The organism is Pedobacter sp. B4419 (assembly GCF_059693725.1).
Genome location: NZ_JCASSL010000001.1, coordinates 2,750,877 through 2,766,594, shown reverse-complemented (window position 1 = coordinate 2,766,594; position 15,718 = coordinate 2,750,877). Strand labels below are relative to the sequence as shown.

Here is a 15,718-nt window from a genome sequence, read left to right as displayed (position 1 = left end):
TTTACTTCTTGCTTAATACTTCTAATGCTTTTTTCAGGTAGAGATCGTTGGTTTTGGTGCTCTCTTTAGCTTCGACCTTAAACTTGGGTGTTAGGCCTTTTCCGATTTCGCTGTATTCGTTTTGTAGGCGATCAATCGTGTTGCCCTCGGTAAGTACTATAAAAGCCCCATCGACCAATTTGTGTTCCTGGTTTCCAGAAGTTAGGCCAGCGGTATTTTCTCCTACAAAGCTCACGTTTTGTTGTCCTGCAAATGCAATGGCTGCAAATTCGCCAGAACTGGCGGTTCCCTTATTGATTAATATGGCAATGGGTTGTTTGATGGCCTTAAGTTCGAGTTTGGTGAGGTTAAAACGGTGCATCACGGTGTTGTTTTCGTATAGCTTTCCCTTTTTATAACCAAAATAGGTGAGCTTGCCTGTGGCATCTTTCATTCCTATTACCTTGGTATGGTCCAGAAATGGCGATATGGCCGCGTACATTGGGTAAAACATGCCGCCTTCGTTATCGCGGATATCGATGATCCATCCCTTTGGCTTTCTCTGTTGCAGTTTGGCTACTTTAAGGTAAAAAGTATTGATGTATTCGTTCCAGTCGCTAAAATTGTAAGAGGCTATTGCCGGAAGCGAGATATAGGCGTAATGATTGGCTAAAAAAGCAGTATCTATTACTGGAAACTTTTGGCCGGTTGCCCTGTAACCCAATAAATAAGCCTTTACCATTTCTGGCGGGAAGAATTTAGAATGTGCATCCTTTAACTGGGCCATCGCATTTTTGATGATCGGGTAGGTAGTCCTAATGGTTTTGGCATTTTTGGCTTCGGCCAAGGCGGTGGCATAAACTTTATCCCAGTCTACCTGGGCTTTATTAACCGAACGGGTTTTCATTAATTCTAGGGCATCCAGCACATAGGTTTTGATGCTATCGGCCTGCGCAAAAGATGTTGAGACGGAAAAGAAAAGAACAAAAAATAGTAGGGCGATTGGTTTCTTCATTACAGGTGGTAATTAATTTGGATGGCCTAATATACGCTTAAATCGGAATTAGTATAACGTATTGCGTACAACGTATGGCGTTTTAAGCAAATCCGGATATGAATTCCGCTGCAATCCGGGCTATTTAAATGGGTTTGTTCAAGAGACTTGGTACATTAGCTTATTGTTCATTGGTACCGAACGCAAGACGTTTATCGTCAACCCAGTGCAAAAAAAAAATCCCGATAACTTTCGCTATCGGGATCATATAAATTAAGCTGTTAAAAACTATTTAGATTTGTTTTTGCTTTCTTCGCCTTCCATTTGCTCTTTTAATTGAGCCAATACGCTAAGATCGCCTAAAGTAGATTTCTCTACAGAATCTTTTACTTTTTTAACTGCAGTGCTAGCTGCTTTTGCTTCTTTTTTCTTGCTTGCTCTTTCTTCGGCAACTGCCTCAGCTTTAGCCTCTTCCCAGATACGGGCATGAGAAACAACGATACGTTTGGCATCTTTGTTAAACTCAATGATTTTGAAGTCATTGGTTTCGTCAGCTTTGATTACAGAACCGTCTTCTTTAGCCATGTGTTTGGTAGGTACGAAACCTTCAACACCGTAAGGCAAAGCAATAACAGCACCTTTATCAGTTACTTTAACTACAGTACCTTGGTGAATTGAATCTAGGGTAAAGATAGTTTCGAAAGTATCCCATGGGTTTTCTTCCAATTGTTTGTGGCCTAAGCTCAACTTGCGGTTATCAACATCAAGTTCTAAAACAACTACGTCTAAAGTATCGCCAACTTTGGTGAACTCGTTAGGGTGGTTGATTTTTTTAGACCAAGAAAGATCAGAAATGTGGATCAAACCATCAATTCCTTCTTCAATCTCAACGAACACGCCGAAGTTAGTCATGTTTTTAACAACAGCTTTGTGTTTGCTTCCGATTGGATATCTTTCAGCAACATTTTGCCAAGGATCTTGGGTCAATTGTTTGATACCTAAGCTCATTTTGCGCTCGTCTCTGTCTAAAGTCAAAACTTCAGCTTCGATCTCATCGCCAACTTTCAAGAATTCTTGAGGCGAACGTAGGTTTTGCGACCAGCTCATTTCTGAAACGTGGATCAAACCTTCAACACCTGGAATGATTTCTAAGAAAGCACCGTAATCAGCTACAGTAACAATTTTTCCTTTAACTTTTGAACCAACGGTTAAGTTAGTGTCAAGGTTCTCCCAAGGATGTGGAGTTAATTGTTTCAAGCCTAAAGCAATACGTTTTTTCTCGTCATCGAAATCTAAAACAACAACGTTGATTTTTTGATCCAATGCCAATACTTCTTTCGGATGCTCTATGCGGCCCCAAGAAATATCAGTGATGTGCAATAAGCCGTCTACGCCGCCCAAATCGATAAACACACCGAAGTCGGTGATGTTTTTAACAGTACCTTCCAATACTTGTCCTTTTTCCAATTTAGAAACGATTTCAACTTTTTGGCTTTCTAGATCGTCTTCAATTAACACTTTGTGAGAAACAACTACGTTTTTAAACTCGTGGTTAATTTTAACAACTTTGAATTCCATTGTTTTACCCACGTAGATATCGTAATCGCGGATAGGTTTGATGTCGATTTGAGAACCTGGCAAGAACGCCTCAACTCCCATAATGTCGACAATTAAGCCACCTTTAGTACGGCTTTTTACGAAACCATTGATAATGGTGTCATTGTCAAGCGCAGCGTTGATGGTTTCCCAAGAACGTTGAGTTTTAGCTCTCTTACGAGATAGGATCAATTGACCATTCGCATCTTCCGGAGCTTCTACGAATACATCAACTGAATCGCCGATTTTCAAATCCGGCATGTCACGGAACTCTGAAGTAGATACCAAACCGTCTGATTTAAAACCAACGTTTAATACTACGTCTTTGTTGTTGATAGAAACAACAGTACCGCTAATGATTTCACCTTGGGTGATTTGGTTGAAAGTATCGGTATACATGTCTTCAAACTTTTTACGGTCTTCGGCATTGTAGTTACCAAATACTTTATCGTCTGCATCCCAGTCAAAATCTTGATCTGGTGTAGCCAACGATGATTTGATTTGTTCGATCGATACTGAATCAGCTTCTGATTCGATCGTCTCTTTTTCGGTCAGACGTGCGTCTGCACCTTGCAATTCGGCTGTTTTAGCCTCTAGTTCTTTTTCTGCTACTTGTTTTTTAGCCATTAATTAATTATCTCCTTTGTTCCCTATTTAGGGATTGCAAAGGTAGAAATTTCTTTTTTAAAAGAAAAGATTTTTTTAATAAATGTTGCTGATTTTTAACGCATTGGCCTATCGGTTCATTAGCTTATTCGCTGATTAGGCATGAGTCAATGGTCCATTGTTCTATTGCTGAATTGTTAAACCTGTTCAATTGTAAACTGAAAACTGGCACTGTTCAAAGATTTTGTCTTTGCAAGGAGAAACGATGAAGCACGCTGATTGATCAATTCATCTTCTATTTTTCATTCATCGCAATGGGATTGCTTCGCAGGCCCGCAATGACGATTTTTGAATTATAGGTTTTAAGCCAGCCCTTTCCATCTTCCATTTTACCTCTTCCACTATACCCGTCGAGAGAGATGATTGCTTCGCAGGCTCGCAATGACGAATTGAACTTTGCACTATCGACTATGGACTTCCGACCCCGGACTTCTGACTCCGGACTTCCGACTAAAACTACCAACTTCCGCCTGCACCGCCACCACCGCTGCTGCCACCGCCCCAGCTGCCACTGCTGCTGGAAGAAGAACTGCCTGAAGAAGAACTGCTGCTGCTTGATGATGAACTTTCGCGCACCAGCATGGCCAAGGTAATCCATCTTATAAATTCCTCATGCTTACAGTTTGTGCACCTCTTCAGTTCTTTGGCTTGGCCCTCGCTTGAGTAGGTGGCCTTTTTAACCGTGATCTCTTTCGGTTCGCTAAAAGTTTTGAAGTGGCATTCCGGACATTCGCTAAAATGGTCATATTCTTCGGCTGGCCATTGCTTAATGATGTGCTCTTTCTTGTCCTCGCTTTCCCAGATGTCGTAATCGTAAACTTTGCTCAATTCTTCATTGCGTTGGCCTTTTGTTAAAAAAGGACTGCCTTCTACATTCACATCACGGTCAACACGGGTCATTGGCTTGTTTTTACTGTCTTTAATAGGAGTAAAGCGGTCTACCGAACTACTTCGCATCCGCAAGTGTTTAAACCACATGATCAAGATCAGCGGAGAAAAAGGCAGCATCCACCAGTTTTTCCATTGGAAGGACCTGGCTGCATCCATGAAATTTTTGTCGTCGTTGTGCAGTTTTCTCAAATTGCCCAGTTGGTAGGTATAGCTGAAAAAGAATACAATGGCAAAGACAATATATAGGATTAGTGGCGCATCTTTCCATCCTAATTTATTGAAGAAGCCCAAGCTCCCTGCAAAAATGAAGATGAATACCAAGGCAATAACTATAAAAAAACTACTTACGCAACCTTTGATAAAGATCGAATCGTAGCTTGTTTTCTTTTTCTTGTCTTCGGCATTTAATTTGGGTGCCTGCCTGTTCAATAGCCTAAATACGATAAAGAACAGCAATACCACCAATACAGAATAGAGCAGATTGAATTTCCAGCTGTTCTCTTTTTTCTTTTCCTGGCTAACCAGCGATTGGATTTCGCTTCTGCTGCGGTCGTCGGTAAGTACATTATACACGGTATTAACGGCATTGAGAATGCCTTCGCTGTACTGGCCTTCCTTAAATGCAGGAACCAAGGCCTTTTCTCCAATACGCTTGAGGGTTACATCGGGCAGCAGGCCTTCTACGCCATAGCCGCTAATGAAACGGTATTTTCGCCTATCGATAGAAATAAAGAGCAATAAGCCGTTGTTGCTTCCCTTTTTGCCAATTCCCCATTTATTGAATAAGGCTGTAGCAAATTCGACATCTTCTTCATCTTCCTTGAAATTGCCCACCACAACCACGGCCATTTCTACCTTGGTCTGCTTTTCGAGCTTAATCAGCAACCTGTTCAGGCTGTCGATATTGCCAACATAGCCTTCGGGATCGCTTACGAAATAATCTTGGCCGTTCTTTTTGGGGTCTGGGATTTCGTCTAACGTATAATATTTTTGGGCAAAAGTGGTTAGGGCAAGTACAAAAAGTAAAACAGAAAGACTTAATTTTTTCATTGTGATCTTAGTTTATGGGCGCTGGCAACTGAACCTAGCCCTCTTTCTTCAGTTTTTCTACCATTTGGTTCAGTTTTTTTTGGTCTTTGGCATAAGGTGCCAAGTCGAACAGTTTTACGGTTCTGAACTCGATAGGGTGGCTCTCGCTTTGCAGTGAAATGTAGCCCGAAGTTAGGCGCTTGCCATCTTCTTTTGCCTTGGGATCGAAATTGGAAACATTGCCGCCACCGACTTGGGGTTTGGTGTATTCGAGCACTACTTCCTTATCGATGATATGTTGAATCAAAGAATCGCCTAAAACCAAAAACTCTGCAGTTACCCATTGGTCGCCATGGTAGGTTTTCGATTTGGAATCCAGGCAATGTGGCGTAAATAACTTATCTTGATAATAGATAGTGGTACCTGGTGTACAAACATTGCTGGTGTGACGTTCATGCTCGCCGTCGCCACCTAAAATCTGCCCTTCGATAGAAATGGGAAAATCCTGGTCTTTCAGCATGGTTTCTGGCGCTTGGCAGTGAAGCATTGCGCCACTGTTTCTCAAAGCCCAACCCGCACCGCCTTTGGCCTGTTCGCCTACAAAGCGATATTCTACCTTTAATAGGTAATAGGAGTAAGGTTTTTTATAGAAGATGTGGCCATACTGATCGTCAAAATTGCTATAGCCATCATAGCTCACTTTCATCAAGCCGTCTTCAACCCTAAAGGTATTGGCAAAATTGTCGTTAAGTTCGTGTTTGGAGATTTTTACTTTCCAGTCTTTAAGGTCTTTGCCATTAAACAGATTGATCCAGCCTTTTTGGGCCTGTACAGTTAAGCCACCTAGCATCAAGGCGAATAAGGCAATTGATTTTAAATAGGTCGATTTCATAAAAAATAGATAAACTGACCTAAAATAGGAAATTATTTGATAACCTCAGAAAATGCCAGAGTTGTTGGGTGAAATGATTACTTAGGCAAAAATGGTTCAACCTTTTCTAAGGCAAAAGCTAATTGTTCTTCCTGCGTAAGTTCGGTATTGTCGAGAATGATGGCATCTTCGGCTCTGGTTAGCGGACTTTCCACACGAGTGGTGTCGGCATAATCGCGGTGGGCCAGGTTTTCGAAAACTTCTTCCAGTGTGGTCGTCGTATCGCCTTTAGATAAGAGTTCTTTATACCTGCGTTCGGCCCTGATTTTAGGATCGGCGGTCATGAAAAACTTGACCTGGGCATCTTCAAAAACGGCTGTACCTATATCACGGCCATCCATTACAATGTTTTTAGACTTGCCCATGCGCTGTTGCTGCATTACCATATCGTGGCGTACCTGCTTGTTGGCCGAAACCTCGCTTACTTTTTCTGAAACGGGCATCTGCCTGATTTCATCAGAAACTTCTTCGCCGTTTAATAAAATGTGGGATTCGTAATCTCGAGAATGGAAATTGAGTTCGATGTGCTGCAATGCATCTTTTACGGCTGCTTGGTTGTTTTCATCAATCTGGTTACGGATAAAGAACAAGGTAACTGCCCTGTACATGGCGCCACTGTCTATATAAATGAAACCTAATTTTTTAGCCAAGGCTTTTGCCAAAGTACTTTTGCCGCAAGATGAATAGCCATCAATTGCTATAACCAGATTTTTTCTCATGCAGTGCAAAGTTAATGTTTTATAGGAGATATGAAAAGTTAGAAATGAGATTGGTGTACCAGTATTAAGTATCGGGTATCGAGAATCAAGAATCAAGTATCAAGTATCAAGACCATGAAATAAGAACAATTACGAAAGGCTTGGAATACAGTTGACGCAAGAATTGCTAATTTTGCCACATGGGACCTCTAAAAGAAGAGCTGATTAAGGAAGTAGTTGTTAAAACCTCGCGCAGTGGGGGCAAAGGCGGACAAAACGTAAATAAGGTTTCGAGCAAAGTAGAGCTGGTGTTTAACATTGCCATGAGTACGCTTTTTACCGACGAGCAGAAAGCATTGCTCCAAGAGCGTTTGGCTTCGAGATTAGATACGGAAGGCAACTTACATATCGTATCGCAGGAAGACCGGAGTCAGCTCCTTAACAAACAACGTGCGCTTATCAAATTAGACAGTTTGCTGGCGAAATCTTTATTGGTGCAAAAAAAACGCAGGCCCACCAAGATCCCGAAATCGGTTATCGAAAAAAGACTGCAAAATAAATCTGCCAAATCGGAGAAGAAGCAAAATAGAAAATCTCCTGACTATTAAGGGTTTAGTTGGTTATTGACATTCTGTTAGCTGTCTTTTCGCGCAATTGTTTGTGAAATAGGTGTTTACGGCCAACAGTTTTTGATATAACTGGCATTGAAATTGTCAAAAATCGATACACAAATAAAACACACAAATGAAAAAAGTTATCCTATCACTAGCAGTTATTGCTATGCTTGCTTCATGCAAGAAGAAAAATCCTGTCGAAGTTCCTCCTGAACCGGAAAAAGTAGAATTGGCCACAGATATAAATGTCTATATTTCCGGCTTCATTAGATTTACCGATCCATCCCCACAGGGAAGTGGTATTTATAATTTTTTAGGCTATGGTTATGATGTGACCGATAAGTACAATAGCCAAAACGCTGTAAGACTAAAAGTTATTGATGTATCTTCTTTTGCTGCGGCCAATCCTACTAGATTTGACCTGGGTAGGTCTTCGGCAGCTTACTCCATTAATAAAACCGCTACGGACGCTGCAGATTTGTCAAGCCAACTCTCTAACGATTTTGCTGCCACAAAAGGCTTAAAACTTTTTAGAAATACAGTTAGAGCTGGTTTTAATATAGACAATGCTTTTAATCAGAAATATGTTTACGGATATTACTCGAGAGTTATTGAGCAAAAAAGGGTAAAAATTAACTACAATGTAAGTAATGGCTATCTGAGCAGTATCTTTGAAAGAGATTTGGTTGCTTTAGATCCAGCCTCATTGGTTCAGAAGCATGGTACACATGTTTTACAGGATATTATGCTTGGCGCTAGCTTCAATGTCATTTATCAGGCCTCGACAACTGGAAAGGATAGGAAGAAAATAAGCGCTGCAGGTTTGAGGTATACCCTTAGCAAAGGCTTTGGGCTTTTTACCGGAGAATTGGATCCAATAGACTTAGTAGCTTTAAACGCTAATAAAGGGGCTACTATTTATTATGAAGCTACCGGTGGCGATTTGTCAAAACTACCATGGAATTCACGTTTGCGAATACCTTTCTTCTTTATTAACGATTGGCATTCGAGTGCAACAGAAGACAAAGCGAAATTGGTCCGTATTGCCGAAAATGGTCTTATTCCATTAGAAGATTTTATTACAGATGTGCAGAAAAAAGCAGCAGTAAAAGAATACATTTCCCAATATATTCAAGAGCACGAAACTAAGCTTCAAAATTAGCGTCGTATAAAAAGGTATACCACAAAAGGCAATTGAAAAATTGCCTTTTGTGGAGTATTGATTAAGGCTTGATTTCGATTCTAGTTCCGATCTTTACGGCATTGGCCAGTTCATCTACCTCTACATTTGTTAGCGCAATGCAGCCATTGGTCCAGTCAGAAAATCTTTGGAATTTTCCGATAAAGCCTAGCTTGTTTCTAAGTCCATGTATTTTGATGTCGCCACCTGCTGATTGGCCCATGGCCTTGGCCTTAGCTTTGTCAAGCTCATTGGGATAGGAGATGCCCAAATTGTTATGGTAGCCGCTTTTCGGATTTTTGGCATTGATCAAATAAACGCCTTCAGGAGTTTTTTCATCCCCCTCAATTACTTTATGTCCCACCGGGCTATCGCCTAACGAAATTTGATAGGTTTTTAGCAAACGTCCGTTTGAGTAGGCCAATAATTGCCTTTTTGATTTATTGACAAGAATATAATCAATGTTGCTCCCTTTAGGCAATCTTTGCTCAGGGTATAGGTTGTAAATAATTCCGATAATGACCAACAGGAAAACAACGATCAAACCCGATTTTGCTATTTTCTTTCCCATTGTCGATAGGTTTAATTGAACCTGTAGAACATCGAAATCGTACCATACTGGTGAGCCTTAGCTACGCTCTTGATCTCTTTCGATTTAAATAAAACGCTATAGTCGATGGTAAAACGTGGCGAACTGAAATTCACACCTAACTGTTGGGCAAACACCATGCGCTTTACGCCGAAAGTTACCGGACTATCATCGTTAAACACGCTTCCTTGCACGGTTGCATCATAAGCCACAAAATTAAGCTGGGGCTTGGCATAAAAGAAGAATTCGTTTTTAGTCAGTTTTTCTGTTTTGCCATTGTTGCCAATCACCGAATTGGTAGAGGCCGAGTTAAAAAGCTGATTGATTTTTCCAGCTCTGAACACTACTCCTGCACCCGCTCCGCTAAAGGTTGTTCCTAAATTGGCATAGCCCTCTACTGAAAAATCAGTGTGTTTATCGGCTGCACGATGCAACAATTGTGTATACTGCGCCGAAAGATTAACGGCCATTTCATTTTTGATCTGGTATTGCCAGCCGTCAATTTCATAAAAGCCAACAATTTTATGCAAAAGCTCCTGCGCCTCTTCGCCCAAGGCATTTGGACCAACAGTACCCACTTCAATACCAGCTTTTAAAATACGCTCGTTTTTGTAAAAGAGATTAACGTTTCCGCCAGCATATAAATAACCTGCAAAAGGACGGTCTTGTGTGGCCGGATCTGGTCTGTAACCCGATACCGGATTGTACATTTTCTGTCCCGCACTAATCTCGTAGGTTAGTTTTTCTAATTTACCTCCGAGTTTTTGCTGGTCTACGGCATGGCGAAAATAGATGAACAGTCCGTTGGTATAATAACGGTCTTGCCCATAAAAAAGATAGGCATCGTTATCGCTTTTAAAACCAAATTCGTTTTTGTACGATTGTGCAAAGGCACCCACAGTAAAGGCCATAAGGAGCGTTAATGCCAGAGAGAACTTTAATTTCATTAGTTCGAATTACTTGAAGCGATTTTTTTAACGGTTAAATCCTGCGCATTTTTCACCTTGTCTTTGGTCAATGCAATTTCAATAACGTCTTTCATTTCGCTAACATAATGAAATTTAAGGTCTTTAATATAATCTTCCTTGATCTCTAAAATATCCTTGCGATTCGATTGGCAAAGGATAATCTCTTTAATATTGGCTCTCTTGGCTGCCAAAATCTTTTCTTTGATACCGCCAACTGGCAAAACTTTCCCCCTAAGGGTAATCTCGCCGGTCATGGCCAAGTTAGATTTTACCTTGCGCTGGGTAAATGCCGATGTTAAGGCCGTCAGCATGGTAATACCTGCCGATGGACCGTCTTTAGGCGTAGCGCCCGCAGGTACGTGCACGTGTACATCGTATTGGTCAAACAAGTCATTTTCAATATTGAACAGATTGGCATGTGCCCTAAGATAAGCCAAGGCAATAATGGCAGATTCTTTCATCACGTCGCCCAAGTTTCCGGTTAAGGTTAGCTTTCCTTTTCCTGGACTTAAACTGGCCTCGATAAACAAAATATCGCCTCCAACTTGGGTCCAGGCTAATCCGGTAACTACACCAGCCACCTCATTGCCTTCGTAAAGATCCTTATCGTAAATCGGTGCGCCCAAAATACGCTCTACATCACCCAAATGCAAAACAGGTTCATAGCTTTCTTCCATGGCTATTTTAGTGGCAATGCCACGTACCAAAGAGCCTATTTTCTTTTCTAGGCCACGTACCCCGCTTTCTCGTGTGTAATCTTCAATTACTTTCTCAATCAACGCGCTTTTAAGCGTAATATCCTTGTTTTTTAAGCCATGGAGTTCCTTTTGCTTTGGCAATAAGTATTTCTTGGCAATTTCTATTTTCTCCTCGATGGTATAACCGTTTACTTCGATAATTTCCATACGGTCTAATAGGGCAGGCTGTATCGAACTTAAAGAATTGGCCGTAGCAATAAACAGTACGTTAGAAAGATCGTAATCGGTTTCTACATAATGATCATTAAAAGCATTGTTTTGTTCAGGGTCTAATACTTCTAGCAATGCTGATGAAGGATCGCCCCTAAAATCAGAACCTACCTTATCTATTTCATCCAATACAAAAACGGGGTTTGCGGCACCCGCTTTTTTAATCGACTGGATAATACGGCCAGGCATGGCACCGATATAGGTTTTACGATGGCCACGGATTTCGGCTTCATCCCTAACGCCTCCTAAGGCCATCCGTACATATTTACGGTTCAAGGCTTTGGCAATCGATTTGCCCAAAGAGGTTTTACCAACTCCCGGAGGGCCAACTAAGCATAAAATAGGGGCTTTCATGTCCCTTTTTAGCTTTAATACGGCTAAATATTCAACAATACGCTGCTTTACTTTTTCTAAACCAAAATGGTCTTTGTCTAAAATGCGTTGCGCACGTTTAAGGTCGAAATTGTCTTTTGTAAAATCGTTCCAAGGCAGGTCAAGCAACAATTCCAAGTAGTTCATCTGAATGGAATAATCGGGTGCTGCTGGATTCATGCGACCTAATTTTTCCAATTCCTTGCCAAAATGCTCGGCAACGGCCTTGGCCCATTTTTTCTTTCTGCCCCGGGTTTGCAAAGCCTCGTACTCCATATCTGAGGAGTTGCCACCCAATTCTTCCTGGATGGTTTTTAACTGCTGGTTTAAAAAATAATCGCGTTGCTGCTTGTCGAGGTCGGTACGTACTTTAGATTGGATCTGGTTTTTAAGCTCCAACATCTGTAGTTCAGTTGTAAGAAGCTCCATTACCATTTCTGCACGTTTGCGCAGGTTGCCCATTTCGAGCATTTTCTGCTTGTCGGCCACATCTGCATTCATGTTCGATGAGATGAAGTTGATCAAGAAAGAAGTGCTTTCTATATTTTTAAGCGCAATGCCTGCTTCGCTAGGAATATTTGGAGAAAGCTGGATGATTTGAGAAGACATTTCCCTAATCGAAGCCACCAGATTTTTAAATTCTTTATCGTTTTTGTGCTTGGTTTCGGCGAATTTTGCAATAATTACCTTGATATAAGGTTCTGATTGCACTTCTTCTACCAATTGAAAGCGTTGCTTGCCTTGTATAATTACGGTGGTATTGCCATCTGGCATCTGCAGCATTTTGATAATTTGTGCTACGGTACCTACGGTGTTCAGCTGTTCAAAAGTAGGGTCTTCTATCGAAACATCGCGTTGCGAAACCACACCGATTACTTTGTCGCCTTTATAGGCTTCTTTAATCAGTTTGATTGATTTGTCCCTGCCTACGGTAATCGGAATTACCACGCCCGGAAACAAAACTGTGTTTCTCAATGGCAGGATCGGCAGGATTTCTGGCGTTTCTTCATTGTTCATGTCGTCTTCGTCTTGTTGAGACATCAACGGAAAGAACTCTGTATCTTCGTTTATGATGGGTAGTGCTTGACTAAAATCGAATTGATCTTGTTTGCTCATTAAATAAGGCCTTTAACTATATAAAACGACAAAGTGACAGCATGCCGTTAAAAAAATATTAATTTTATGTTACAGGGTATATTTTCAACTCTTGTGCCAAAAAGGTAAATCGCTAAATTGCCTGTTAAAAAGTCAGCATTAAAAAAATTAGCAGACTTATCATATTTCAACTAAATTAGCGTTTACCTTAATATTTGCAAATGATATAAATTTGTATTTAATTGCCCTATTCATACTATTAACTACTAAAACAAATATTCTTCTTTTACGGAGAGGTTTGTAATTTTAACTTAAATAACAACGCTTAATGACTTATTTTAAAAGAACGGTTTTTTTTCTTTTTGTGCTCACCAGGGTTTCTGCCTCATTTGCACAGGGCAATTACGAAAATATGGGCAGGCAGGCCTTTATGAAAAGTGATTTTAAAGGAGCAATTGCCCAGCTTGAAAAAATCGACAATAACGAAGGCAATTCTAGTGTTTTAAAGATGTTGGGCTATTCTTATTTCCAATGTGGGGATTATGAAAAAGCAACCGAAGCCTATAGCCGTTTGATTACATTGAAGCCGAACGATTATTCATCTTATTACTACAGGGGCAAAGCGAGATTAAACATCGCCAATGCGCCAAAAGAATCCCTAAATTCTATGCGCGAAAACTTTTATGTTACCGCAATCAAGGATTTTACAAAAGCCATAGAAATTAACGGCGAAGACGATCCGCAAATTTTGCAAAATAGAGGGATTGCCTATAAAGATTATGCCATCTTCAAATCTTACAAGATTAAAAAGGCCCCTGAAAAAACAGCTTGTATTGCCCAGTTTAACAATGCCATTGCCGATTTTCAGAAAGTACTTACCGTACAGCCTTTGAGAAAAGATATCATTTCTTTGATCGATTACGTAAAGGCACAGATTTCTAGCTTGAAATAAACAGACCTTAAAGCAATAAAAAAAGCTCCCGATCAAATCGGGAGCTTTTTTTATTTGAATTTTCCGGTAATCTGGTACCGTTTTTCATCCATGAGTTTAATGTGCTGTACTTTTTTGATTTGGTACAAACTATCTGGGTAATAGCTGAGGCTATCGTTAGAAGTATAAAGATCGTTGGTATTGGTTACAAAAATCCTGATCATCGATACTTTAGCTCCGTTATAGCTTACTTCTAGCTTTTTGATAGGTATTTTGTTGCTTTGGCTGGTGTAAGTTTGGATATGATTAGCGGTATCCAAGGTAAAAGCGCCGCGCCAAGAAGCCTTATTGATATCGGCCTGCATAAAAAGATCGAATTCTTTTTCCCAGTTCTCGATTTTAACTTCCCTTGTTTCGCTTTTACCGTTTACCACCACGGTCTTGTTTACGAGTGGCTGTGCCTTTGCCAACCTGCCAGCTTCTTGCTTAAAATAACCCGACAGGTCAAAATAGGCTTTGGCATTTACCTTTTCCTGTTCTTTTAAGGTACAGGAAGCTAAAGCCAATAAAAAGCAACCAAAAATCAATCTTTTCATCTAGTTAAATATGTCTTTAGTGATATGAAGCCCTGCCTGCAGGTATCATTATACTAAACAGTTGCCTGTCATTACTTCTGGAATAGCGATTCCCATCATTTTAAGGATAGTAGGAGCAATATCACCCAATTTGCCATCTGCAATGCTGTGATAGTCTTCATCTATCAAAATACAAGGCACCAAATTGGTAGTATGTGCAGTATTTACAGAACCGTCTTGGTTAATCATATATTCAGAATTGCCATGGTCGGCCAAGATGATAAACGAATAGCCATTCGCCAAACCTGTTTCTACCACTTTTGATGCACAATAATCGGCTGTTTCTACCGCTTTTACTACAGCCTCAAAAACTCCGGTATGTCCAACCATATCGGGGTTGGCAAAGTTAAGGCATACAAAATCAGGCCATCCGCTTGCCAGTTCCTCATTAATGGCTTCGGTAATGCCGGCCGCGCTCATTTCTGGCTGCAGGTCGTAAGTAGCCACTTTTGGCGATGGAATTAAAATGCGTTTCTCGTTTTCGAATTCTTTTTCCCGGCCACCCGAAAAGAAAAAAGTTACATGTGGGTATTTTTCGGTTTCGGCAATGCGGATCTGGTTTTTATGGTTGGCTTCAAGTACTTCGCCCAAGGTATTGGACAAATCGTCTTTGGTAAAAACAACTTTTACGCCTTCAAAGCTTTCATCGTAGGTCGTCATGGTTACGTAGTACAATGGCAGTTTGTGCATTCCAAAATCAGGAAAGTCTTTTTGGCTCAGCGCCAAAGTAATTTCGCGGCCTCTATCTGTTCTGTAATTGAAGCAGATTACCACATCGCCAGGCTGAATGGTAGCTACCGGCGTACCATCGGGATGCGTGATGACCACTGGTTTTACAAATTCGTCGGTAATGCTGTTCTCGTAAGATCTTTTTATGGCTTCTTCGGCATTTCCAGCTTTCTCGCCAATTCCATTTACCATTACATCATAGGCGAGTTTTACCCTTTCCCAACGGTTGTCCCTGTCCATGGCATAGTAGCGGCCTACTACGCTAGCAAGTTGACCAGCCGAAGTTTTCAGATGCTCATCCAGGCTAGAAATAAAGCCAAGTCCAGAATTAGGGTCGGTATCCCTGCCATCTAAAAAAGCATGGATGAAAACATCCTTTAGTCCTTTTTCATTAGCTGCATCGCATAAGGCTTTGAGGTGGTTAATATGAGCGTGCACACCGCCATCAGAAACGAGTCCGATAAAGTGTACAGCTTTGTGGTTTTGTTTGGCATAATCGAAAGCGTTGACCAATACTTCGTTGTTGTGTAAAGTTCTATCGGTAATGGCCTTGTTGATGCGGCCCAGCTCTTGGTAAACCACTCTTCCGGCACCTAGGTTCATGTGGCCAACTTCAGAGTTGCCCATTTGTCCGGCAGGCAAGCCAACGGCTTCGCCAGAGGCTTCAAGTTTTGAGTTTGGATATTTTTTTAGGACAGAATCGAAGAACGGTGTATTGGCGGCATAGGCGGCATCAGATTTATCTTTTTTTCCATAGCCCCAACCATCTAAAATAAGAAGTACTACTTTTTTTGCTTTCATTATTTGAAATTATATGTTTAAACAACAATATTTGCAGGATTAAGTTGTTTGT

The 15,718-nt window shown here is 40.9% G+C and carries 13 protein-coding genes; 3 read left to right on the top strand and 10 right to left on the bottom strand.

The window, feature by feature from the left end; genetic code table 11:
- Nucleotide 1: 1 nt before the first annotated feature.
- From AC570H_RS11490 to cmk, 5 genes are all read right to left on the bottom strand, one after another.
- Nucleotides 2–994 carry a S41 family peptidase gene (locus AC570H_RS11490; RefSeq protein ID WP_497354838.1) on the bottom strand — a complete coding sequence of 331 codons (993 nt, stop codon included), beginning with the start codon at nt 992–994 and terminating at the stop codon, nt 2–4.
- 267 nt (nt 995–1,261) lie between these two features.
- On the bottom strand, nt 1,262–3,196 hold the full coding sequence (rpsA, locus tag AC570H_RS11485; RefSeq protein ID WP_497354836.1) for a 30S ribosomal protein S1: 1,935 nt from the start codon (nt 3,194–3,196) through the stop codon (nt 1,262–1,264).
- A 495-nt stretch (nt 3,197–3,691) separates the two neighbouring features.
- Complete coding sequence (locus AC570H_RS11480; protein ID WP_497354834.1) at nt 3,692–5,176, bottom strand: TPM domain-containing protein; 1,485 nt, start codon at nt 5,174–5,176, stop codon at nt 3,692–3,694.
- 34 nt (nt 5,177–5,210) lie between these two features.
- Entirely contained in the window at nt 5,211–6,047 is an 837-nt protein-coding gene (locus AC570H_RS11475; protein WP_497354832.1) for a 3-keto-disaccharide hydrolase, read from the bottom strand.
- Nucleotides 6,048–6,124: 77 nt separating this feature from the next.
- Nucleotides 6,125–6,805, bottom strand: a complete 681-nt coding sequence (gene cmk / locus AC570H_RS11470; RefSeq protein WP_497354830.1) for a (d)CMP kinase — start codon at nt 6,803–6,805, stop codon at nt 6,125–6,127.
- A 179-nt stretch (nt 6,806–6,984) separates the two neighbouring features.
- Between cmk and arfB the strand changes: the two genes are divergently transcribed.
- Entirely contained in the window at nt 6,985–7,392 is a 408-nt protein-coding gene (gene arfB, locus AC570H_RS11465) for an alternative ribosome rescue aminoacyl-tRNA hydrolase ArfB (protein WP_497354828.1), read from the top strand.
- Between the two features lie 136 nt (nt 7,393–7,528).
- Nucleotides 7,529–8,560 carry a hypothetical protein gene (locus AC570H_RS11460; RefSeq protein WP_497354826.1) on the top strand — a complete coding sequence of 344 codons (1,032 nt, stop codon included), beginning with the start codon at nt 7,529–7,531 and terminating at the stop codon, nt 8,558–8,560.
- A 61-nt stretch (nt 8,561–8,621) separates the two neighbouring features.
- Here AC570H_RS11460 and AC570H_RS11455 read toward each other — a convergent pair whose 3' ends face one another.
- Genes AC570H_RS11455 through lon form a run of 3 tightly spaced genes read right to left on the bottom strand, consistent with a single transcriptional unit; the run spans nt 8,622 to nt 12,591 of the window.
- Nucleotides 8,622–9,149 carry a L,D-transpeptidase family protein gene (locus AC570H_RS11455; RefSeq protein ID WP_497354824.1) on the bottom strand — a complete coding sequence of 176 codons (528 nt, stop codon included), beginning with the start codon at nt 9,147–9,149 and terminating at the stop codon, nt 8,622–8,624.
- 11 nt (nt 9,150–9,160) lie between these two features.
- On the bottom strand, nt 9,161–10,114 hold the full coding sequence (locus tag AC570H_RS11450) for a lipid A deacylase LpxR family protein (protein WP_497354822.1): 954 nt from the start codon (nt 10,112–10,114) through the stop codon (nt 9,161–9,163).
- Nucleotides 10,114–12,591: an endopeptidase La gene (lon, locus tag AC570H_RS11445; RefSeq protein WP_497354820.1), complete on the bottom strand. Its 2,478-nt coding sequence runs from the start codon at nt 12,589–12,591 to the stop codon at nt 10,114–10,116. Before lon ends, AC570H_RS11450 begins: the two co-directional genes overlap by 1 nt.
- Nucleotides 12,592–12,898: 307 nt before the next feature.
- On the opposite strand from lon, the gene AC570H_RS11440 reads away from it, so the two are divergent.
- Nucleotides 12,899–13,522: a tetratricopeptide repeat protein gene (locus AC570H_RS11440; protein ID WP_497354818.1), complete on the top strand. Its 624-nt coding sequence runs from the start codon at nt 12,899–12,901 to the stop codon at nt 13,520–13,522.
- Nucleotides 13,523–13,572: 50 nt separating this feature from the next.
- Here AC570H_RS11440 and AC570H_RS11435 read toward each other — a convergent pair whose 3' ends face one another.
- Entirely contained in the window at nt 13,573–14,097 is a 525-nt protein-coding gene (locus AC570H_RS11435; protein ID WP_497354816.1) for a hypothetical protein, read from the bottom strand.
- Between the two features lie 48 nt (nt 14,098–14,145).
- A complete protein-coding gene (gene gpmI / locus AC570H_RS11430) occupies nt 14,146–15,666 on the bottom strand; it encodes a 2,3-bisphosphoglycerate-independent phosphoglycerate mutase (protein ID WP_497354814.1) in 1,521 nt (506 codons plus the stop codon).
- Nucleotides 15,667–15,718: the final 52 nt, after the last annotated feature.